Consider the following 23,491-nt stretch of genomic DNA (forward strand, 5'->3'; position numbering starts at 1 on the left):
GTTAATTTATCTTTAGCGCGTTATGACCATTAGTACATCAGAAGTAATAGAAATTTTGGGAACAATTTCCTTTGCTATTTCAGGGACCTTTGCTGCTATGCAAAAGCGATTGGATCCCTTTGGTGTTTTAATTATTGCCTTTGTTACATCCATTGGAGGAGGAACCGTTCGCGATTTGCTTTTAGGCGATACACCGGTGGCTTGGATGCGAAATGTAGAGAGTTGTTTGTTAATACTTTTTACCTCGTTGGCAACCATCTTTTTTAAAACGCACGTGAAAAAGTTTAAAGTAACTTTATTCCTTTTTGATAGTTTAGGGCTTGGCTTGTTTACTGTTCTGGGTATACAAAAAGGTATGAATTTTGGGTTGAGTCCGGGGATGTGTGTGGCCTTGGGGACCATTACTGGCTGTTTCGGAGGAATTATTCGTGATACGCTTTTAAACACAATTCCACTAGTATTTAGAACAGAAATTTATGCTTCGGCTTGCATCGTAGGCGGTGCGTTGTATTTCGGACTTTTAGCCCTCAATTTAGATGTTGTGGTAGCAAAATTAATCGTGATTGCTTTTATTTTCGTGTTCAGGATTATTGTTGTACGGTTTAAAATAACACTTCCCAAGTTTACGTATTGATGTAAGGGAAGTCAGGAAAGTCCGAAAGTCGGAAGTTAGGGGGCGAAAGTCTGTAGGAGCAAAAAGGTACTTAGTGAGACTAAATTGCTCTTCCTAAGACCAAATTGCTGTTCAGAGCTACAAAAAGGTACTTCTGAAGTATTTAAAATGAAATCGTTTGGTCAAAAAGGTACTTCTGAGGTATTTAAAATGAAATCGTTTGGTCGAAAAGGTACTTCATAACCTGAGTTCGACAATTTTTCACCTGTCTTATTCTTATTTAATATGTTGATTTTAAATATAATGTAGTTGGATAATACCCTTATTTTGAGAAGATTTTTTTCTAAATAGTAGGCGTTCGGAAATTGTATTTTTAATAATTAATATGCATTTGAGTTGTTGTCATCCCCTTGCCCCCTTCAAAGGGGGACACCGACAAAACGCCTAGGATGTGTACGTTTTTTGTTTGGACGCTGGCTATTTCCCCTTTTGAAGGGGGCAGGGGGATGATTTTTTAGTACATTCTCGAAAGGCAATTTCATAGACATTCGAAAATTTTATTGTAACTAATAATCGAGTTCAGGTTCATAAGTCCGAAATTCGGGGAGTCAAGAGTCTGGGGTATGGTGATAATTATGTAGTCGGGAAGCTAGAGGTCGGAAAGTTTGGAAGTACGGAGGTGCATTCAATTCGCTCGTATCTTGCTTCGGAGGGATGACTTGTTTCATCAGAACCTTTGCTAGGAGTTACCCAATTTTGCCAGTATAAACCTGATAGGAGTGAGCATGAAGCCCTTTTCGGGCGAAATAAAGCGTATAGCAGGACTGCAGTTAGCGATATTGTACTGCAATTGATTTACAAAAAAACTAGCTTATTTTTTATCCTCGTGGATTATTACATAAATATCCTCGTTATCTTTTTTCATGAAGTATTTTTCACGCGCAAACTTTTCGGCCGTATTTAAGTTGGTGTTTAGCTCGTTTAAATCTTTTTTAACCTGGGCGATTTCTTTTTCGTAATAGTCTTTTTCCTCTTGCAATTTGTGTGCCTGACTGCGGTATTCGTATTGCGAAACGACGTCGTTTTTGTCGAAAAATAACATCCAAAGCGCAAAAGCCACCGTGGCTAAGAAGTATTTATTGCGGAAAAGGTCTATTAAACGTTTCATGAATTCAAATATAGATAATTTTAAATAATTTGCATCAAATTAATAATCAACAGTACCTGTATGAGAATTACGCTTCTAGCCTATAAATTGTGTTTATTTTTGTCATTTGCCTTGCTAAGTATTTCTGTACATGCGCAGGTTTTTAATTCGGTGAAGCAAATTGCCGAACGGAGGGTGCCTTGGCTCGCAAAATCATTGGTTTTTAATGTAATTGAGCCAGAAAATGGTATGGATATATTTGAATTATCTACAAAAAATAACAAGGTGTACATTGCGGCATCGGGTAGTAATGCTGCTGCTCAAGCACTGGGTTGGTACTTAAAATATTATTGTCAGCGGAGTATGTCGCATTTTGGCGATAACCTGGAGGCTCCAAAGCAGTTGCCTCAAATTAAAGATAAAATAAGAATTTCTGCAGCATTTGAATACCGTTATGCCTTAAATTATTGCACGGTTAGTTATTCTATGAGCTATTACCGGTGGAAAGATTGGGAGCGGGAGTTAGATTGGATGGCTTTAAACGGCGTAAATTTAATGCTGGCGCCCATTGGGGTTGAGGCTATTTGGCAAAATACGTTAAAACAAATGGGGTATAGTGCAACTGAAATTTCCGATTTTATTGCTGCGCCTACCTTTGGTGCGTGGTGGTTAATGGGGAATTTAGAAGGATGGGGTGGTCGGGTTAGTCAAGATATTATTAACCAGCAAGTTGCTTTGCAGAGGAATATCCTGATAAGGGCGAAATCTTTAGGCATTGAACCGGTTCTGCAAGGCTTTTATGGCATGGTGCCAACCAGTTTAAAAAATAAATTTCAGGTAAAGGTAATACCACAAGGAGCATGGGCAGGTGGTTTTCAACGCCCCGATTTTTTAACGCCTACCGATCCTTTTTTTGAGAAATTGGCGCAAATTTATTATGCAGAAACGAAAAAACTATATGGAAATGATTGGAAGTTTTTTGGTGGCGATCCCTTTCATGAAGGTGGAAGTTCTAAAGGTGTTGATGTGAAGGAATCGGCTGCTATCATTCAAAAATTAATGCAAAGCAGTTTCCCGAAAAGCACCTGGGTTTTACAAGGCTGGCAGGCAAATCCAAGTAAGGACTTGCTTAGTGCTTTAGATAAAAATAAAACACTGGTAATTGAGCTTTTTGGTGAAAATACCAATAATTGGGAAAGACGGGATGGGTATAATGCAACGCCTTTTGTTTGGAGCAATGTGAGCAATTTTGGCGAAAAAAATGGTATTTACGGTAAGTTGCAAAGATTTTCGGATGAAGTTTACCGAGCAAAGAACAGCAAATATGCGCCTTATTTAAAGGGGGTGGGGATTATTCCGGAGGGTATTTACAATAATCCGGTAAATTTCGATTTGATGTTGGAATTAGCTTGGCATAGCGATAAAATAGCGGTTAGCGATTGGATTAAGAACTATGCTACGTATCGATACGGTAAAACAAATCAATCGGTTGAGCAGGCTTGGCTTGGCTTCTTGCAAACGGCTTATAGCAGTCCGAATGTACCGCAAGAGGGGCCATCAGAATCGATCTTTTGCGCCCGTCCGGATACGCTTATAAAGGCTGTTTCATCTTGGGGAACGAGAAAAAGAAATTACGATATCCTTAAGTTCAAATCTTTTGTGGCCGATTTTTGTGTTGCGGCACCACAGTTTAAAAATAGTGAAACCTATCAGGTAGATCGATTAGATTTTGTTCGCCAGGTTTTGGCAAATAGTGCCGATGAGGTGTATGCCAATATGGTTAAGTCGATTCAAGCAAAGAATGAAAGCGAATTTTTAAAATACAGCAAGTTGTTTAAAAAAATGCTGCTGCAGCAAGATTCTTTATTGGCAAACCATAAACTTTTTACTTTAAATAACTGGTTAGTTGCGGCACAGAATTTTGCCAAAACGGCATCGGATAAAAGCCTGACTTTAAAAAATGCAAAGACTCAAATTACGTATTGGGGACCTGATACTAATCCGAACACCAATCTTCACGAGTATGCAAACAAAGAATGGAACGGCATTTTAGGAAGCTTATATTTATCGCGTTGGAACGTGTTTGAAAGCTATTGGTTAGCCAAAATAAAAGGTGAAAATATAGCCAAACCTGATTATTATAAAATGGAAAAGGATTGGACAGAAAAGAAGGATTTATATCCGCCTAAAATATTGTCTGCTACAGAATTAGACCGATTAATTGCGGAGATTCTAGAGTAGGTTTTGTGATTTTGTGTGATGGAGTATGGGGGAGGAAATTTGAGGACAAAATTATAATTTTGAATGGTCTGAAAAACAGGGAAGTGCACAATATGGTTTATGTTAAAAGTATTAGTTTAAGCAGTGTCATTGATTGGTTGCACACAACGGTTTATGTATTGGCGATGGTGGGGTATTTGAAAAACGTCAGCCCAACATTTGCACAAATGCCCAATAGAATTACAAATGTTGAGTTGCGACTGTCAACCCCACTATTGCCAATACAATGTTGTGCGTTCGTTTTTTTTTCCATTTCAATATACTTGTCCATTAAATGTATGTGTACAACATTCACAATAATGTTTCAAGTCTGTTGCTTCTAATTTAGGATTTGATAATTGCAAAATCCCGTCTTTGTCAACGTAAAGTCCTGAAAAATATGTTGCTTCTCCAAGTCTTACAAAGTCTTCCTTGTCATTCTCGTCTAATGCAACCAACCAAAATACTGGCTCCGTCTTGTCTAATCTTGATTTTGCTTCGCTAAATATTTCATTCCAATTTGAACCAACTTTTGATAGTAAAAATCTAAAAAGTGGTGTATAATCTAAACCCCTTTCTTTCTTGCCATACATTGTTCCTTTAGTTTGTTCCAAAGTCTCTTTTTTCTTGTGCCTTGAATATTTAAAGTCTCCGCCAAAAAGATGGTGTACGTTTCTTGCTTTTGTATTTACCTTTCTATAAAGTGGTTCTTTTTGATTATTTCTATTCATTTCTAATTGTTGAATTTTTGTTCATATTCAGCAATGTGTTCAGGAAATTCTTTTTCGTAAACTTCGCTGTCCAAACCAAGGATAGTTATTGTGTAATTATCAGAGTCCATTCCTTCAATATTATTTCCTATTCCAACAAGTTCAAGATTTGCAATATTATAAACTTTGAGATTTGCAATTTGCCCTGTTGAAATTAATTTGTCGTTTGGATAATCTGTTTGAATTTCAATTAAATTATCAATGCAATATTGCTTAATAAAGTCATACCCAATATTTTTTTTAGCGAAGTTTATTTGTCCAAATACAACTCCCATTGGTGGGTCGCCAAATTCTAATTTTGTCGTCCCAAGCAATTTGTCGTCAAGTAATATTTTGTAAATCTTTTCTGTCATTGCAGAATCTTTTTAAAATGACGCACAACTCCCCAATATACGAACTTTTTTAAGTTCCTTGGAGGTTGCTGTTTTTTTGAGCTATTAAATGTAAATAGTTGGTTGTTAATTTATTACGTTATTATTTTTTTTCGTTAATTATGTGTATTTTACAATTTACTATATATAATAACTGAACAAGCTATATAATATTTGCTTATAGGAAATTGGAAAAAGAATACACTAATTTGTTTGGCTGAAGATAAGAAAGAAGGAAATTTGGCCTCCGTTTAAAAAGTATTTTTACCCGTATTACAAGTTTAAAAAATGTGTTGAAATTCACTTACAAAATAGCAGGATAGTACTTTATAGCGTAGATAATCACATTCGCCCAATTACCAAAGCAATTCAGCATTCTCACTATAGACATTTAAAAAAAACATCCGAAGTTTTTAAAGCTCCGGATGTTTTGCAAACAAGTTTTTTCAACTTGTTCCTGTCTGTTTAAGGCAGAGCCTCTCTACAGAACTATTTCTTTGCGTATTTGAAATCTTTACCGATGAAACGCGCGTTTGCACCTAACTCTTCCTCAATACGTAATAATTGATTGTATTTTGCAATCCTGTCCGAACGCGAAGCCGAACCGGTTTTAATTTGACCACAGTTTAATGCAACCGCTAAATCAGCAATCGTAACATCTTCTGTTTCGCCCGAACGGTGACTCATTACCGAAGTATAACCACTGTTTTGAGCCAAGGTAACCGCATTAATAGTTTCTGTTAACGAACCAATTTGATTTACTTTCACTAAAATAGAGTTAGCAGTAGCCTCGTCAATACCACGTTGTAAACGCGTTACATTGGTTACAAATAAATCATCACCCACTAATTGTACACGGTCGCCAACTTTATCTGTTAAGGTTTTCCAACCAGCCCAATCATTCTCATCCATACCATCCTCAATCGAAATGATCGGATATTTAGCCGAAAGATCGGCTAAGTATTGTGCTTGCTCTTCGCTAGAACGAACTGCACCTTTATCGCCTTCAAATTTCGTATAATCGTATTTGCCATCTTTGTAAAACTCAGACGAAGCACAATCTAAAGCCAAGCAAATTTGCGAACCCGGTTTGTAACCAGCCGTTTCAATTGCTTTTAATACCGTTTCGATAGCATCTTCGGTACCGTCAAAAGTAGGGGCGAAACCACCTTCATCACCTACCGCAGTTGATAAACCTCTATCGTGTAAAATTTTCTTTAAGCTATGGAAAACCTCTGTACCCCAACGCAAAGCCTCCGAAAAAGAAGGAGCGCCAACAGGCATAATCATAAACTCTTGGAAAGCAATAGGAGCATCCGAGTGTGAACCACCGTTAATGATGTTCATCATTGGGATTGGTAAAGTGTTTGCATTCACACCGCCAATATAACGGTATAAAGGTTGGCCAATTTCATCAGCAGCAGCTTTTGCAACCGCTAAAGAAACCCCTAAAATAGCATTTGCACCTAAATTGCCTTTGTTTTCAGTAGCATCTAGGTCTAACATAATTTTATCGATGGTATTTTGTTCAAAAACATCCACACCTCTTAATGCCGAAGCAATTTTAGTATTTACGTTTTCAACAGCTTTCAAAACGCCTTTACCTAAATAAGTAGCTTTATCGCCATCACGTAATTCTACTGCTTCATATTGCCCAGTTGATGCACCACTTGGTACAGCTGCACGGCCAAATGCGCCTGCTTCTGTAACTACTTCTACTTCTACTGTTGGATTCCCTCTCGAATCGAGGATTTGTCTGGCATGGACATTAATAATTATGCTCATTTCTATTTATTTGATTTTTTGTTGATTACTTATGTACTTAGTGTATAAAATACAATTACTAAGTCTAAATTCAAAGTTAGGATATTTTTTAAATAAAAAAAGGGTTTTAGAGCTTAATGTTGGTAGGGATGCCGCAACTTTAATAAAGTGTTAACTTTCCTCTAACGCTACTTTTAAAACCTGCTTAAAATAATGATACTACGCAATGAATGAATGGGTGCTATTTTTTAGAAAAGCAGAAGCAGAAGTACTTGGGGTACTGTAGTCCGGCTTTTTGTTACAAGTCCTTTCCCGATGAAAAATCGGGCTACGGGCTTTTCACGTCAATCCGGTTTAGCTTACGCAGGTTCTTTTTTCTTCGGATACATCGCCCGTCGCTCCCCCAGCAGCGGGTAAAAACAAAAACAGTTGCAAAAACATTCGAATGTACACAACCGAGCATTGTTCTATTCAGTTTTGTGGTATAATTAATTTTGGTTAAAAAACCAATCACCACAAAACCAGCGATATTGTTTTTGTTTTGTGTAATGGGCTAGCGGGTAAAGCTGCCTAGCCGGATTGACAAAGGCTTTTGGATACTTTTGGCTCTCAAAAGTACCTTGCCCTACCGGAGGCTAGCAAGAGAAAAGCGCAGGCAAACCCGAATACAAGAAATACTATCCTTTTACCACAGAGCAAACAGAGTATTGTCACAGTATGCAGAGATGTATACACTTTAAAGGCTGAGTTCGACAATTTTTCACCTGTCTTACTATTGGTTAATATGTTGATTTTAAATATAATGTAGGTGGATAATACCCTTATTTCGAGAAGATTTTTTCCTAAATAGTAGGCGTTCGGAAATTGTATTTTTAATAATTAATATGCATTTGAGTTGTTGTCATCCCCCTGCTCCCTTCAAAGGGGGACACCAACAAAACGCCTAAGATGTGTACGTTTTCAGTTTGGACGCTGGCTATTTCCCCCTTTGAAGCTATCGTGTGGACAGATCTCTGTGTGTGTCCCACCCTTCTTTTGCAGCCCTAAAGTATTTTAATCCAATCCAGATCGTAGTTATCCCTGGCGTTCTTTTGCTTTCATATCCTTGCCAACCTCCCATTCTAGCTAATCCCCATACATATCTTTTCAGATCTTTATCCTTATAAGGATTCTTCTGCTTCTGGGTTTTTCCTTCAAGTCTGATTATTTGTTCTTCCATAAATAGCTGTTCCTCATCATTGAAACATGTGTGTGCATCAATCGAGAGTTCTGGTTCAGCGTATGGGGGCAGGGGGATGATTTTTTAGTACATTCTCGAAAGGCAATTTCATAGACATTCTAAAATTTTATTGTAACTAATAATCGAGTTCAGGTTTAAAGGCTCAACAAATTCAAAAATAAGCTGTTGTATTCGAGTGGAGTTACATTAAAAAAATGCTATAAAAAAAGAGGATGCCTTTTTCAAAGCATCCTCCTGTAAAATTAAAATAGTAAATATTATTTCGATTGATTTAACAACTCCGTGTTCAAACGAACATATTCTTCATTTTTGGCAGTAGTAGCCAACTCAATACCTTGTTTTGCAGTGGCTGCAGCACCTGCTTTATCGCCCATTTTTAATTGAATACGGCCTTTCCATAATTTAAACCAAGGTGCTTTCGGATCTTGCTTTTCAGCTTCGTTCATCCAACCCAAAGCGGTTTTTAAATCCTTATCATGGGTATAATAATATTGGGCAGCAGCAAAATAAGGTTTTTTATCGCCTTTCATGGCGTCATCAATATTAGCCATTACTTTATCATCAATAGAGGTTGTAATGTGAATTGCAAAAGCCGTTTTTTCCCATTGCATGGTTAGCACAGCAGCTGTTTCTAAAACCTCTGTAAATTGAAGGCTCATGGTTTCAACCAAATTTTTTAACGCAATTGGTTTCACTTTTACACGTAAAACATCGTCGCTCTCTTTGTAGCTATAAGCGCCCCATTGATTAGCGGTTTTATTAAAAATGATGGTCCATTCACTTTTACCTGGAATGCTGAATAACGCATATTCACCAGCAGGCAAATCTTTTCCTTCAATTTTAACATCGTCGGTAAATTTAATTTTGGTTGCATTGTTTGCGCCGGTGCGCCATACTTTATCAAAAGGCTCCAGGCTTCCAAAAATTTTACGACCTTTTACATTCGGTCTCGAATAGTTGATGGTTATTTTACCAAGAGCAAAATCTTGCGTAATGGTTTGTGCCGTACTTGGTTGTGGTAGCTTTAAGCCTTGTGCCCAACCCATGCTCGCCGTAGCGATTAACATCAGTACAAACAGGAGCGATTTTTTACATGTTTTCATCATTTTATTGCTTTAGTTTGGTGCTAAATTACACAATAGTTCAAAGAAAAGTGTCTTATTCGTATCCAAATTCTTAATAGAAAAGCTTACTTATTTAAGTATGTTTGTTTTCCTTATTGTTTAATCAAAATGAATAAAGAAAAGTCTCAATCCTTTGTGAATTTAAAAGCGTTAAAAAACTCTGTTAGATTATTTTCCGTAGTGATCATCCTTTTAGTAACGCATAGCGTATCGGTTGCACAGAATGGCGTAAAAGCCATCAATTGGTCTCAGTTTAAAAAGCCGGCACCTACGGATTCCAATTCCATCATACTTCGAAAAACGATCCTCAATGCAAACAGGTACATGTTAACGACTTGGTGGAATAAAATTAAGCGTTTCGATACCGTTGATGCGACAGGGTATTTAGATTTTGGCGGCTTTAGAGAGCATGCCATTCGGCCGGCTACAAGCGAAGCTTCATGTTTGGCTGTATCGCTTAAATTGGGTATTTATGATGCGCAATTTGTAGGTTATTCCAAAGAGGAGGCCTTTAAAAAACTAGCATTTCTGATTGAGTCTATTGCGCAAAAACATTTGGTCATTTCAAAGAAAGGTTGGGGAAATGAGTGGCAAAGTTCCTATTGGGCAGCTTCATTGGCTTCGGCAGCTTGGTATGTTTGGCCCGAGTTGAACGATCAAACACAAAAGAAAGTTAAGGCGGTTATTGAATATGAATCGAATCGATTAATAAACTATAAAGTGCCGTATTATAAAGATAAAAGCGGCAAAATATTGGTGCCCGGCGATACCAAGGCTGAGGAAAATGCTTGGAATTCATTTATTCTTCAACTGGCAACCGCTATGATGCCTGAGCATTCAAATTACAGTGCATGGATGCGTAAAAATCTGGAATTATTGATATCCTCATTTTCGAGACCAAGCGATGCTAATTCATCAAAAAAACTGAATGGAAAATCCTTAAGCGAATGGTTAAACGGCTCAAATTGTTTTGAAAATGGTTTGTTGGTGAATCATTTTAGGGTTCATCCCGAATATTGTGCCTCGGGTTTGTTCGAGTTTTCTCCCTTGCGCACATATCCCTTAGCAGGTCAAAAAGTACCCTTGGCAGCTGTTTTTAATTTAGAAAGTAATTACAAAGTATTTTATGAGTATGTGTTTAAAACAGGGGATACCTTACCCGATACGAAAATAAACGGTGGAAAAGTAATGGCACCAGGTGGGGTTATTTACAGCAAAGCCATTAGCGATGCAGATGATATAAGCGATTTGTACTTTCCGCAAGGAAACGATTGGGGTTATTATGGCCGGGTGAATTATGTAGCTGCTGATGCAGTTGCTAGTGTAGCTGCCAAAGATAAAAAGGTGCGCGAAAAGGCCAATTTTTGGCTAAAAATACACGCTCAAAAAGTATTAAACTGCCAAAATAGATTCGAGGATAGGCGGGTTTATGGCGCGCCGGAAGAGTCGGTTTACAAAACGCGCGAAGAAGCAGCGGCAGATCAGTTAGCTAGAGCGTATTTAGTGCGGTGGTTAAATTATCAGTCGCCAATAAAATATACCAATAGTAAAATTGATTAACTAGAAACAAGGCTCAATACATCACATATCGAGCCTGGTTGTTTTATTTTAATTCGTCCAGCACTTTAAAGAGCTTTTTATTAATGGCGTTACCGCTGTAGTTATTAATGTTAATGACAATCACATACTTGTTTCCGGCGTTGTCGGTGTGGTAACCTGCAAATGCCGAAACATCGTTTATGGTTCCGCTTTTTATTTTCATGCCGTTGTATTCGGGTAAACCTTTGTAAAAATCAGGAAACCAATTTTCTTTTTGTGCTTGGAACAATATAGAAGCCATTGCATACGGAGTAATGCGGTTTCCGGGAGATAAACCACTTCCATCAATAATGTTTAAAGCGCTTTTTTCAATTCCTTTATTCGCCCAAAAGTTAATTTCCGTTTCGGCTCCTGAACGTGTGCTAGCCTCTTTGCCCGATTTTAATGCAAGTGTTTTTAATAACGTTTCTCCGTACAAATTAATGCTTTTCTTTAAAAACCAATACACCATCTCGCTCAAAGGAGGGGAACTTATGGTATTTATTTTTTTGGTAATGGTGCCAGTATTTTGCTTATTTAAATCTAATAAACGGGATGTGGTAGCCGCTTGGTTACAGGTAATGCCCAGTTTATTTAAGGTATCTTGTAAGCGATACGCACAATCGAAGGCAGGGTCAGGGCTAGCTACCGAAATGCTTGATTTCGCTATTCCCATTCCCCACGATCCCCTTAAATAAGCGGTGTTGCTGTATGGCGGAAAAAAAGCATACGCGCGGTCGCCACTTCCGTTAGGTCCCGTTTTTAACTCGTTTATCAATTGAATATAGGGCGTTGCAGGAACGGTTTTGATTACTTTCGCGGGTTCAGATGTAGAGTTTCCTGGTTTCAGTTGAATATCAAATTGATTTTCTCTCCAAGCCAAACCCGAGGTTCCGGCACCGTAATAATTGCCAATATCTTGCCATACCCATCCTTCAGGAGTAGTTTGCGTACCAAAAATGCGGTCATCTCCAACGATGGCCCCATCAATTTTTTTTATTCCGACACTTTTTATGGCATTTGCCCATTGGTTTAATACAAATGCTTCGGTATTTTGATAACGCGGAGAGCCCAATGTAGGATCGCCACTGCCAATAATGACAATATTGCCTTTAAGCGTTCCGTCCGAAGTGATTGTTCCTGTGTAGGCTAAAGTAGTTTGAAATTGAAAATCTTTGCCCAAAATACTAAAAGCGCTTGCTGCGGTAATGGTTTTTAACGTAGAGGCCGTAGCCACACCAACTTGCTCATTATGCGCATACAGTGTTTTTCCGGTGCTGGCATCTAGCACGCAAAGCGATGCAATGGCGTGTTTGCATTGTTCATCTTTTAAGAAATTTGTAAAAGAGCGCTCTAAATTTTGAATTCGGGTTTGGGCAAAAGATGTAAATGAAAGTGCGAGTAGTAAGAATAAAGAAGTGCTTATTTTTTTCATTTTAGGGTATTAAGGGTTCTTCAATAAAAGGGGCTACTTTTTGTTGTTTAGTAAAAAATTGCTGTAGTTCTTTTTATTGATAACCAGTGTTTGTTTAACGGAATAATTATCAGTAAAAGTACTTGGAAATTTAACTTTTTTAGTGTCGTTCCATTTTATTTCTATGGCATTGAGTTCACCGTCTATTTCTTCAATCAAATCGATTTCTTGTTGCTGAAAACTACGCCAAAAATAATATTTAGCCAGTTTTCGGTTATTCTTATTCGCTTTTATGTATTCCGAAATGATGTAATTTTCAAAAAGAGCACCTGCATCCAACCGAAGTTTTAAGGGATTGAAGTTTTGAATTAATGCATTTCTGATACCTGTATCATAAAAGTATATCTTCTTACTTTTTTTAATTTCATTGCGTAGATTTCTGCTAAATGCATTTAATCTAAAAACAACAAAGCATTGTTCTAGCAAGTCGATGTATCGTTCAACGGTTTGCTTATCGGCTCCAATGAGTTGACCTAATTCATGATACGAAACCTCGCTTCCAATTTGTAAAGCCAAGGCTTGCACCAACTTTTCTAGTTGGCTAGGTTTACGAATGCCCGTTAGCGCTAAAATATCCTTAAATAAATAGCTGTCACTTAAATTTAACAACAACTCTTTTTCCTCCCCAGGATAATTTACGGCATCAGGGTAGCTGCCAAAAATTAACCTTCTTTCTAATGCTTGTTCTTCAGCCAGTAAGCCGTTTTTTTGAGCAAGTTCTTCGATGGAGAAAGGATACAGATTATAATCAAATTTCCGACCAGTTAAAGGCTCCTTAGTCCCGGTAGCAAGGTCTAAGCTAGAGGAACCTGTAACCAGAAGCTGTACATCCGGAATATTATCCACAATTAGTTTAAGCGTAAGTCCGATGCTTTTTACACGTTGCGCTTCATCAATAAGCATAATTTTATTGCTTCCAATAATCGATTTTAAGCGTTCTATACTCGCATCTTCCAAGGTAGCACGCACTTCGGCTTCATCACAATTTAAAGAAAGGTAAGGTTGATCGGTTTTTTTTATTATCTGCCTAAAAAGCGTTGATTTACCTACTTGCCTTGCTCCAGTTATAATGATAGCTTTTCCTTTGAAAAATTTCGATTCGATGTATGACTGTATCGTTCTAGTAATCATAATACACTAAATTACATATAATTTTTAGATTATATTCTCTAATTTATATATAGTTTTTAGATTATGTTCTCTAGATTACATATAATTTTTAGATTATGTTCTCTAAATTATATATAATTTAGAGAATAGAGGTGTGAGCTTTGTTTTGACTAATCAATAAATCAATCCGAATTATCCATTAAAAAGCTTGTTTCGCTTAATCTGTTTTCCTTGTCTTAATTGTATAGCATGGTAAAAAGTAGGAACATCGTTGGTCCATTTTTTTAAGATAAGAATAATGGCTAAAATCTCCAATCTTGTGACTACCCCAAGCCAAATACAAAGATTAAACAAGGTTTTAGATTGACAATGAACGATAAGTTCTATTAAGGTGGCAAACAAAATGAGTGTCCAGAACTTTGCCCCGATAGAATGTGTAGCAACTTCTTTTTTGAATTTTATGTAGCTTGTAAGATAGATTAAAAGCTCTGCGCCAATTAATAAAGCAAGCTTCGATAAATTTGTTTTGAAAAAGTCGGGGCATTGCAAGTAAGTAGCTAGGGCAACGGAAATAAAAAATACTTGATCAATGGTCGAGTCTAGTCTTCTTAGTTTTTCTGAAGAGATACCTAGTTTTCGCGCAATAATTCCATCAAAAATATCTGTTAGTAAACCTACTGTCAGCAATGCAATTGCGATATATGAATACTGTTGAACTTTCAGTAAACTGAGTAAGACAATTAATATTCCTAGGAATAATCTCGAATAAATTAAGGCAATGGGTATATGCTTTTTCAAATTTTTGGGCATAAAAAAACCCGTGGTTTCTGCCACGGGCTTTGCGTTTATTTTTAAACTAATTTGTTTTCAAACAAGTATTCTGCAATTTGAACGGCGTTTGTTGCCGCGCCTTTGCGTAAGTTATCGGCAACGATCCAAAGGTTTAACGATTTTGGTGCTGATTCATCTCTACGAATACGGCCAACAAAAACTTCATCTTTTTCATGTGCATCTTTTGGCATTGGGTATTTTAAGTTAGCTACGTCATCTACCACAATTACACCTGGAGCATTTTCTAATATACTGCGAACTTCAGCTAAATCGAATTCATTTTCAAATTCGATGTTTACAGATTCTGAGTGACCACCCATTACCGGAATACGAACAGTAGTAGCCGTAACTTTAATGCTATCATCGCTCATGATTTTGTTCGTTTCCTTAATCATTTTCATTTCTTCTTTGGTATAGCCGTTTTCAGTAAAAACGTCGATATGTGGAAGAACATTTAAATCGATTTCGTATGGATAGGCTTTAGGTCCATCAACACCTTTACGCTCATTCATTAATTGATCAACCGCTTTTACACCAGTTCCTGTAACCGATTGGTAGGTAGAAACAACCACACGTTTAATTTTGTATTTATCGTGCAATGGCTTTAAAACCACTACCATTTGAATGGTTGAACAGTTCGGATTCGCGATGATTTTATTTTCACTCGTTAATTCGTGTGCATTTACTTCTGGAACCACCAATTTAATTTCAGGATCCATTCTCCATGCAGATGAATTATCGATTACCGTTGTACCTACTTCTTTGAAACGCGGAGCATTTTCTAATGAAGTGCCACCACCTGCAGAAAATAAAGCAATATCAGGGCGCATGCTAATAGCAGTATCCATGCTAACGATTGGGAACTTCTTACCCTTAAACGTAATTTCCTTACCAACACTCTTTTCTGAGGCAACGGGAATTAACTCGGTTAAAGGGAAATTTCTTTCCTCCAATACTTTTAACATAACGGTGCCAACCAATCCGGTTGCACCTACTACTGCTACTTTCATTTTAAATTTTAATTATTATATTTATTAAACATTTGATATAGGCCCAAATATGGTAAAAATTATGCTTATATCCCTATTGTTATTTTCTAAAATCACATTTTCTCAAATTAAAGAATCCTTTACGGACAGAGATTTCTTAAGGAATCCTGTTTGGATAGGCGATACAGCTTCTTTTTACATCAATTCGCAGGATCAGTTACAAAGCAACGGAGCGAATAAAACCGCGCAGATTTTAGCACTTTCGACAGAAAATCCTTCGGTACTAAATACAAACTGGGAGTTTTTTGTTCAGCTTAATTTTGATCCTACTACGAGCAATTATGTACGCATTTATTTGAGCGCTGATCAAGAAGATTTAAAATCTTCCTTAAACGGATATTTTGTGCAAATAGGAGAAACAGGGGCGGCTGATGGGTTTCATCTCTATAGGCAAAATGGTACCAGAACCACACGGATTATAACTGGAGTAGCCAAAAGCCGAAGTAATGCGGCGATGCTGCAAGCCAAAATTCGTGTAACCTGCGATGCTTTGGGGAATTGGGAGTTGTTGACTGATGTTACTGGTGGGAATAATTTCATATCTGAAGGAACGGTAACCGATACCAGTTTTACGGTTTCTAATTTCATGGGTGTTTATTGTCGGTATGCCACCGCCTCCAGATATAATCAATTTATTTTTGATGATTTTTTTGTAGACGATTTGGTGGCTGATACACTTCCTCCGGTGCTTCAAAAGGTAATTGCGCTAGATTCGAATCTGCTCGAACTGACTTTTTCTGAGCCTTTAGAGCAAGTTTCTGCGTTGTTATTGGATAATTATCGCTTAACGGATAGCGGAAATTTACCAAAGCGCATCGAAAGTACAGCTTCTGCCAGTGTTATGCGTTTGCAGTTGGGTGAGGCTTTGAAAACGGGAAATTATACGCTTACTGTGCAAAACATCAGTGATAGAAAAGGAAATGTATTACGCCAAGGCATTGCAAATTTTTTCTATATCCGACCGTATGTTATGCAACCGCAGGATGTGGTAGTCAATGAAATTTTTGCAAACCCGACTGGAAGTCTGGGGATACCGCAGAAGGAGTTTGTGGAGCTTTGGAATATCAGCAATGAATATCTTTTGCTGCAAGGCTATCAATATTCAGATAAGTTATCGACCTATACTTTTGCTGCGGATACCTTGGCACCTCATCAGTACCTAATTCTTTGTGCCCGTGCCGACACGGCTTTATTTAAACCTTTCGGGAAAACCATTGGCTTATCACCCTGGCCAAGCTTAAATAACACGGGCGATATATTAACTATCCGTAGTCCGCAAGGCAATGTAATAGACGAAGTAGCCTATACAGATACGTGGTATGATGATGAGGAAAAGAAAAAGGGTGGTTTTAGTTTAGAATTGATAGACCCTAAAAATCAATGTAAGGGAAGCCAAAACTGGATAGCCTCTTCTGCTGCGCTTGGTGCAAGCCCTGGTATGCAAAATGCTGTTTTTCAGCAACAATTGAATAGTGATGCGCTCAAGTTAGTGTCTGCAAAGCTAGTAGACAGTATAACGATAGAAGTAATTTTTTCAAAGATGGTTGATAGTTTATCGGCATCGGTTACACAACATTATCAAGTGAATAATGGGGTGGGGGCAGCGGTTGAGGTACGTTTAAGCAATCGGTTTAAAACAGCACAAATTCGTTTTAATACACCTTTGCCTCATGGGCTAACCAATACGTTAACGCTAACCAATTTAACCGATTGTGGGGGAAAGGGAATTGAAGGGGAGAATACAGCAGAATTTTTTATCGCTAAAAAGCCAAAAAGTAAAGATTTGTTAATTAGTGAGGTGTTATTCAATCCAAAAAGTGAGGGCGTTGATTTTGTGGAGGTGTATAACAATGCCGACTATGTGTTAGATTTCAATGATTTTCAGTTAGCCAATGTCGATAGTTTGGGAAAACCGGCGAATCGTAGAGCGATGGTAACCGCTTCTCAATTTATTCCACCAAAAACATATTGGGTGCTAACCACTGATGCTAGCAATATCAAAGAATTGTATTATGTTGAGAATCCGAATAATTTTGTAGAAATGAGTAGTTTGCCTGCATATAACAATAGCGGAGGCACGGTGGTGTTGTTAAGTAAAGACAGGGTTATTGATCAACTGAATTACTCTCCTGCTTTTCATCATCCTTTGATTCAGGACGCGGATGGAATTTCCATTGAACGGGTTTCGTTTGATGCAGAAACCATTTCACCTGATAATTTTAAATCGGCCGCTGCTTCCGTCGGTTTTGCAACGCCAACTTACCGTAACTCGAATGCATTGGAAGGGAACGAAGAATTTGTGCAGTTGATATCGAAGACCTTCTCGCCAGATGGCGATGGTTTTGAAGATGCACTGAGTATTGTATATCAGATGAAAGAAAATGAACGCCTAGCAACGGTGAATGTGTTTAGCGATAAAGGCATTTTAACAAAAAGAATACTTAAAAATGAGACCATTGCCACTAAAGGAACATTTTATTGGGACGGAAGTACAGAAGATGGTTCCACGGCCCGAATGGGGATTTACATAGTGGTGTTTGATGTTTTTGATGTTAGAGGTACTGTCAAACGGTTTAAGAATACCTGCGTTTTAGCCGGAAAATTGAATTAACAAAGGGAAATTAGAATCTTTCCCTTTGTTTTTTATTCGATTTATAGCAAATTCTTTTTAATAAAATTCGCACTGCTCACAATTGAATCTAAAGGATTGGGCTGGTAATTGGTTTCTTGTTCTACAAAGAAATGCTTCATGCCCGAGGATTTAGCTTCGGCAAAGATGGGTTTAAAATCGATAACCCCTTTACCAATTTCGGTATTCATGCTTGGGTCGGCTTTGTCCATTCCTTTTACATGCCACATTGGAAAACGGCCAGGATTTTCGGTAATCAGTTTAATGGGATCATTTCCTGAGCGTACTACCCAGTATAAATCCATTTCAAAATCAACTAAATTTTTATCGCTTTCTTTTAAATACACCTCATATCCTGTGGTGTCACCAATTTTGGTAAACTCGTGGTTATGATTGTGGTAAGCAAATTTTAATCCCATTGATTTTGCGATTTCGGCTACCTTATTAAAGCACTGGGCGGTGTATTGGTATCCTTCAACGGTATGCTCTTTTACAGTGGCGCTGGCAATGGTATAATATTCTCCCCCAATTATTTTACACGCCTCCATGTCTTTTTTGATTTGCTCCGTTTCGCCATCTTTAATAAAATCGTTCATATGGTAGTGTCCGCTTGGGGCTTTTAATCCATTAGCCGACAATAAATTTTTGAATTCTTTTGGTGTGAAATTCCAAAATTTCCCTTTTTCAAAACCATACGTTTCTACCGCTGTGTAGCCTGCTTTGGCTACCGCTTCTATCACTTTTGTCACATTATTTGGAAGTACATCGCGCAAGGTATACAATTGAATACCCATGTTTTTGTGCACGCTATTAAGTGCAAACGATGGAACGGCTAATGTTGCCAAACCTAATAAGCCAGCTTGTTTTATAAAGTCTCTTCTCGAATTCATATCAATTTTTATCAGGGGATTTTAATGTTAAATATCGCAAATTGCGATTGCTTTTTTTAGAGAGGCCAGTTTATCCTCGTCTTTAGGGATAAATTCTTGGGCAACTGTTCCTTTAAAACCAGTTTCAAGAATGGCTTTCATAATGGCAGGATAATTTAGTTCTTGTCTTTCATCAATTTCGGCCCTTCCTGGAACTCCGGCAGTGTGGTAGTGTGCTATATATTGATGGTTTTCTTTGATGGTTGCAATTACATTTCCCTCATCAATTTGCATGTGGTATATATCGTACAATAACTTGAAATTTTCAGAACCTACACGTTTACAAAGCTCTACTCCAAACGGGGTGTTATCGCATTGGTAATCTTTATGATTGACTTTGCTATTTAAAAGTTCCATTACCAGTACAACTTTATGTTTCTCGGCTAATGGCATTAATTTCTTTAAACCTTCGGCACAATTTTTTAATCCTGTTTCATCGTCTTTTCCCCTGCGGTTACCGCTAAAACAAATTAAATTGGTATAGCCGGCTTCGGCTACCAAAGGAATCATTTTAGTATAACTTTCAATCAGCTTATCGTGAAATTTCGGGTCGTTAAAACCATCTACTAAATTAATTTCCGCTCCATTACACATGGTGGATTGAAGTCCGTATTTTTTTAAAGTAGGCCAATCTTTTGGGCCAACTAAATCAATGCCTTTTAATCCTAATTTCTTCGCCTCTTTACATAAGCTATCTAAATCCATTTTTGCAAAACACCAGCGACAAACGGATTGATTAATATTTCCTTTTAGTTTAAAAGGACTATTCGTTTCATTTTGTTTATCTATAGCAAATGCAGACAATGCAGATGAAGCACCTATGGTGGCACTTCCGGCAATAATTGCTTTTAAAGCAGTTCTTCTGTTTAGATTTGACATGTTAATAAGGATTTGGTTCTGTAACAGTTTTATTTTTATCGCGAAAGAAAAGCAAGAATAAGAGTGCAACAAGGGCAGATATTGCAGCTGGAATCATCCAAATTGAATGCCAATTATGGCCATCAGGTATAACATGCGCATTCACAACGATTCCCGAAATAAAGGAACCGATTAGCATGCCAACACCGTAGGTAGCTAGGGTTATAAAGCCTTGTGCGGCACTTTTAAATTTTTCGCCCGCTAATTTGTCGGTATAAATTTGCCCCGTAACGAAAAAGAAATCATAACAAATTCCGTGTAACACAATTCCACCAATGAGCATCCAGTAGTTTGAATCGGCATTGCCGAAAGCAAAGAATAGGTAACGAAGAACCCATGCAATCATGCCGATAGCCAGCATTTTTTTTACGCCAAGTCGAACAAAAAATAAAGGCATAAGCAGCATGAATAAGGTTTCTGAAACTTGCCCAAGGGACTGAATACCTGCAGCGCTTTTCATACCTGTTTCATTTAAGAAAGGATTGGTAAAATTGTAGTAAAAGGCTAAAGGTACACATATTGCCACGGATGATAGAAAAAACAGCAAATACGAGCGGTTTTTAAGTAAACCAATTGCATCCAGTCCTATAATTTCTCCGAATGTTGTTTTTTCTCCTTTTTTTGCCGGAGGTGTATTGGGTAAGAAAAAACTTAAAATCCCTAAAATTAGAGAAGCTCCTGCAGCCATTTTAAAGGTTAGTACTAAGTTGCCTGATTGCTCCCAGTTAAGCCATCCAATCACGATGCCGGCTATAATCCAGCCAATGGTTCCAAACACGCGAATAGAAGGGAATTCCTTTCCAGGGTCTTGCATTTGCTTAAAAGAAATGGAATTAACCAGTGCAAGTGTTGGCATATAGGCAATCATATAGCCTAAAATATAGGGGAAAAACTGATCGAATTCTAAGGCCGATGCAGCATACCATAGAAGTGCCGCACCTATTAAATGAAGCACTGCTAAAACTTTTTGTGCGGCAAAGAATTTATCTGCAATTAAGCCAATAATAAAAGGAGCTAAAATAGCGCCTAATGATTGTGTGCTGTAGGCTGAGCCAATTTGTACATCATTAGAGCCTAAATTTTTACCTAAATACGTTCCCATGGTTACAAACCAAGCGCCCCAGATAAAAAATTCTAGGAACATCATGGTTGATAGCTTGGCGCGGATAGTAAAGTTCATATTTGGTTGATTGAGGGGTTTAAGGTGTATGGTTTTGAGGTTTAAGGGGTAAGGTTTAGGGAATAAGGGTTTAAGGTGTATGGTTTTGAGGTTTAAGGGCTAAGGTTTAGGGGCTAAGGGTTTGAGGTGTATGGTTTAGGGGATTAAGGTTTTAGGCTGTAAGGTTTATGGGTTTAGCGCCTGTGTCTTTTCATCCTTTACTATTATCTTTTTACTTTAGGCTTTTAGCTTCCTCCTTATACCTTTCAGCTTTTACCTTTCCGCCTTTAACTCTTTTCGCCTTCGTTTATAATTCTTTAATATACAGGTTTCTATACCATACTTCATTTCCATGGTCTTGCAATGCAATTTTTCCCGTTTTAAATATGCCCCAGTTTTCCCAAGTGGCAAATTTGCTCCCAGCAATTAATGTTTTCCAATTCTCATCCCATAATTTGGTTTTAACAACTTTAATATCGTTTAAAATGAAGGTTAAATTTCCTTTTTTGCTGATGATTTCGGCTTTGTTCCATTCGCCCACAGGTTTTACGGGTTCTGATGAACTTTTAATTAAATCATATAAATCTCCGGCTCGGTGTTTGGTTATTTTTCCATCTGGATGGCCATCGTTGTCTAAAACCTGCATTTCTAATCCGGTTGAATAGGTGGCGTGATATTTAGGGTCTTCATGTACATAAAATATAAGCCCGCTATTGCCTTTTGGAGCAATTTTCCATTCAAATTTTAAATGAAAATCACCATATTCTTTATCCGTAACTAAATCGCCACCGCCATCTTTTCCTTTGGTTGCTAAATCTAAATGTAAAACGCCATCTTGGACTTGCCAAGCACTACCAACACTGGTTTTATTATAAGTATGCCAGCCGGTTGTGGTTTTGCCGTCAAAAAGAGGTTTAAATCCTTTTTGTGCTTTTGCTATTTGTATTACCAATAGGATGCAAGCAGAAAGAATGATTTTTTTCATGTTTTTTTATTTGTTGCTACGAAATACGAAGGTCTTTTTGTGATAGGATTGCTTCATGTCTCATCATAAGGGATGTTTTATTAAAGTTTTAAATCGTTCCAGCCTTTTCTGTAATCTCGTTTCACGAATTGATTGGCTTCTTCGAAATTGGTAATACGCATCTTTTCGTTGTCCCAAAGCATTTTCATGTAACGACCTGGGAAAGTGTCTTTTCCGTTAACTGTTTTTTTGATGTCGAAGCTTCGGATAGCCAAATTTGCCATTAACAAAGCTTCGGTTAAAGGACCTGCAATTTCGAAAGGAGAACTTAGCTCTTGTTTACCATATCCCGCAATTGCGGCCTCAACCCATTGCGCATAATGACCATTGGCGCCTCCTTTTACACGGGCAAATTTCTCTTTCACCTGAATGTCTTTATTTCGGCTTAATGGTAATAATTTGGGGTTTGCACTGTAGGTTTCGCACATCATTTTTCCTTTAGTTCCAATGAATAGCGTTCCATTTCCGCCATCGCCAAACGTTTCATTTGCCTCTAATTCTTCAGGACGTTCAGGTTGAATTCCGCCATCCATCCAATGTAGGGTAACATCGCCTTTGGTTTTGTTTGTTTTTGGGAATTTTAAGGTTACGTGACTTGATGGCGGACAACTTTCTGGGAAGTAGCCCTGCTTAAATTCATCTACATAAACCGAGCCCACGCTGGCTTCTACTTCTTTTGCGTATTTTAAATCGAGCACACTAAAAGGGGCTTCAATTAAATGGCAGCCCATATCACCCAATGCTCCGGTTCCGTAATCCCACCATCCGCGCCAGTTGAATGGAACTAATTTGTCTACAAAATCTTTATCGGGTGCAGTACCTAGCCATAAATTCCAATCTAAACCTTGCGGGATTTCTGCTTTTTTACTTGGCCAAGGAATTCCTTGTGGCCAAACTGGACGATTGGTCCATGCGTAAACCGTGTGTACATCGCCTATTAATCCGGCGTCGTACCATTCTTTCATTTGACGAGGTCCATCGTTTGATGCGCCCTGATTTCCCATTTGCGTAACCACCTTATATTTTTTAGCCGCTAGGGTTAGCATACGTGCCTCGAATAAATCGTGGGTTAATGGTTTTTGTACATACACATGCTTGCCCAATTGCATGGCGGCCAAGGTAATTATTGCGTGGTTATGATCGGGTGTTGACACAGAAACAGCATCGAAATTTTTCGATTCTTTATCCATTAATTCACGCCAATCGCGGTAATATTTTGCTTTTGGAAAGTTTTTTACACTTGTTGCCGCTCTGCGGTCGTCCACATCGCATAAGAAAGCTATATCGGCTTTGCCACTTTTAGCGAACATGGCAATGTCGCTTTGGCCTTTTCCACCTACACCTATTCCGGCTACCAATAAGCGGTCACTAGGAGCTAAATAGCCTTTTCCGCCTAAGACATGGCGTGGAACAATCATGAATGCAGCTGCTGCAAGCGCAGTGTTTTTGATGAAATCCCGACGGTTGGTTGTGTTTTTAGGTTCCTGATTCTCTTTCATGTT

Annotated in this window: 18 protein-coding genes; 4 read left to right on the forward strand and 14 right to left on the reverse strand. The window is 38.0% G+C overall.

The genetic code is table 11. The features are described from left to right. The first annotated feature begins 22 nt into the window (after window positions 1-22). On the forward strand, window positions 23-634 hold the full coding sequence (locus ACJVDK_RS17980) for a trimeric intracellular cation channel family protein (RefSeq protein ID WP_443938046.1): 612 nt from the start codon (window positions 23-25) through the stop codon (window positions 632-634). 850 nt (window positions 635-1,484) lie between these two features. Here the strand turns inward: ACJVDK_RS17980 and ACJVDK_RS17985 are convergent. Further along, window positions 1,485-1,781 (reverse strand): FtsB family cell division protein, encoded by a 297-nt coding sequence (locus ACJVDK_RS17985; RefSeq protein WP_443938047.1) that lies wholly within the window; start codon window positions 1,779-1,781, stop codon window positions 1,485-1,487. Window positions 1,782-1,841: 60 nt separating this feature from the next. Here ACJVDK_RS17985 and ACJVDK_RS17990 point away from each other — a divergent pair, with 60 nt between their 5' ends. Next, on the forward strand, window positions 1,842-4,001 hold the full coding sequence (locus ACJVDK_RS17990) for an alpha-N-acetylglucosaminidase (RefSeq protein WP_443938048.1): 2,160 nt from the start codon (window positions 1,842-1,844) through the stop codon (window positions 3,999-4,001). 293 nt (window positions 4,002-4,294) lie between these two features. Here the strand turns inward: ACJVDK_RS17990 and ACJVDK_RS17995 are convergent, their stop codons facing one another. The 4 genes from ACJVDK_RS17995 to ACJVDK_RS18010 form a co-directional block, all read right to left on the reverse strand. Continuing rightward, the gene (locus ACJVDK_RS17995) at window positions 4,295-4,750 is read right to left on the reverse strand and encodes a hypothetical protein (protein WP_443938049.1); all 456 of its coding nucleotides are present in this window, start codon (window positions 4,748-4,750) and stop codon (window positions 4,295-4,297) included. A gap of 2 nt (window positions 4,751-4,752) precedes the next feature. Further along, a complete protein-coding gene (locus ACJVDK_RS18000; protein ID WP_443938050.1) occupies window positions 4,753-5,142 on the reverse strand; it encodes a hypothetical protein in 390 nt (129 codons plus the stop codon). Between the two features lie 507 nt (window positions 5,143-5,649). Beyond that, the gene (eno, locus tag ACJVDK_RS18005; protein WP_443938051.1) at window positions 5,650-6,945 is read right to left on the reverse strand and encodes a phosphopyruvate hydratase; all 1,296 of its coding nucleotides are present in this window, start codon (window positions 6,943-6,945) and stop codon (window positions 5,650-5,652) included. A gap of 1,476 nt (window positions 6,946-8,421) precedes the next feature. Then, a complete protein-coding gene (locus ACJVDK_RS18010) occupies window positions 8,422-9,267 on the reverse strand; it encodes a DUF2911 domain-containing protein (protein WP_443938052.1) in 846 nt (281 codons plus the stop codon). A 129-nt stretch (window positions 9,268-9,396) separates the two neighbouring features. Here ACJVDK_RS18010 and ACJVDK_RS18015 point away from each other — a divergent pair, with 129 nt between their 5' ends. After that, a complete protein-coding gene (locus ACJVDK_RS18015; RefSeq protein WP_443938053.1) occupies window positions 9,397-10,848 on the forward strand; it encodes a hypothetical protein in 1,452 nt (483 codons plus the stop codon). 43 nt (window positions 10,849-10,891) lie between these two features. Here the strand turns inward: ACJVDK_RS18015 and dacB are convergent, their stop codons facing one another. From dacB to ACJVDK_RS18035, 4 genes are all read right to left on the reverse strand, one after another. Beyond that, window positions 10,892-12,301 carry a D-alanyl-D-alanine carboxypeptidase/D-alanyl-D-alanine endopeptidase gene (gene dacB, locus ACJVDK_RS18020; RefSeq protein ID WP_443938054.1) on the reverse strand — a complete coding sequence of 470 codons (1,410 nt, stop codon included), beginning with the start codon at window positions 12,299-12,301 and terminating at the stop codon, window positions 10,892-10,894. A gap of 33 nt (window positions 12,302-12,334) precedes the next feature. Beyond that, complete coding sequence (locus ACJVDK_RS18025) at window positions 12,335-13,471, reverse strand: ATP-binding protein (RefSeq protein ID WP_443938055.1); 1,137 nt, start codon at window positions 13,469-13,471, stop codon at window positions 12,335-12,337. A gap of 171 nt (window positions 13,472-13,642) precedes the next feature. Beyond that, window positions 13,643-14,248, reverse strand: a complete 606-nt coding sequence (locus ACJVDK_RS18030; protein WP_443938056.1) for a CDP-alcohol phosphatidyltransferase family protein — start codon at window positions 14,246-14,248, stop codon at window positions 13,643-13,645. A 53-nt stretch (window positions 14,249-14,301) separates the two neighbouring features. Further along, window positions 14,302-15,291, reverse strand: a complete 990-nt coding sequence (locus tag ACJVDK_RS18035) for an aspartate-semialdehyde dehydrogenase (RefSeq protein WP_443938057.1) — start codon at window positions 15,289-15,291, stop codon at window positions 14,302-14,304. A 61-nt stretch (window positions 15,292-15,352) separates the two neighbouring features. On the opposite strand from ACJVDK_RS18035, the gene ACJVDK_RS18040 reads away from it, so the two are divergent. Beyond that, window positions 15,353-17,941 carry a lamin tail domain-containing protein gene (locus ACJVDK_RS18040; protein ID WP_443938058.1) on the forward strand — a complete coding sequence of 863 codons (2,589 nt, stop codon included), beginning with the start codon at window positions 15,353-15,355 and terminating at the stop codon, window positions 17,939-17,941. A 41-nt stretch (window positions 17,942-17,982) separates the two neighbouring features. On the opposite strand, the gene ACJVDK_RS18045 is transcribed toward ACJVDK_RS18040, so the two are convergent. From ACJVDK_RS18045 to ACJVDK_RS18065, 5 genes are all read right to left on the reverse strand, one after another. Then, window positions 17,983-18,849, reverse strand: a complete 867-nt coding sequence (locus ACJVDK_RS18045) for a sugar phosphate isomerase/epimerase family protein (protein ID WP_443938059.1) — start codon at window positions 18,847-18,849, stop codon at window positions 17,983-17,985. Window positions 18,850-18,876: 27 nt separating this feature from the next. Further along, window positions 18,877-19,767: a hydroxypyruvate isomerase family protein gene (locus ACJVDK_RS18050; RefSeq protein WP_443938060.1), complete on the reverse strand. Its 891-nt coding sequence runs from the start codon at window positions 19,765-19,767 to the stop codon at window positions 18,877-18,879. A gap of 1 nt (window position 19,768) precedes the next feature. Beyond that, window positions 19,769-20,986: a nucleoside permease gene (locus tag ACJVDK_RS18055; RefSeq protein ID WP_443938061.1), complete on the reverse strand. Its 1,218-nt coding sequence runs from the start codon at window positions 20,984-20,986 to the stop codon at window positions 19,769-19,771. A gap of 286 nt (window positions 20,987-21,272) precedes the next feature. Then, a complete protein-coding gene (locus ACJVDK_RS18060) occupies window positions 21,273-21,950 on the reverse strand; it encodes a 3-keto-disaccharide hydrolase (RefSeq protein ID WP_443938062.1) in 678 nt (225 codons plus the stop codon). Between the two features lie 80 nt (window positions 21,951-22,030). Beyond that, complete coding sequence (locus ACJVDK_RS18065) at window positions 22,031-23,488, reverse strand: Gfo/Idh/MocA family protein (protein WP_443938063.1); 1,458 nt, start codon at window positions 23,486-23,488, stop codon at window positions 22,031-22,033. Between the last annotated feature and the right edge of the window lie 3 nt (window positions 23,489-23,491).

The sequence above is a fragment of the Pedobacter paludisoli genome, from assembly GCF_052344095.1.
GTDB lineage: Bacteria > Bacteroidota > Bacteroidia > Sphingobacteriales > Sphingobacteriaceae > Pedobacter.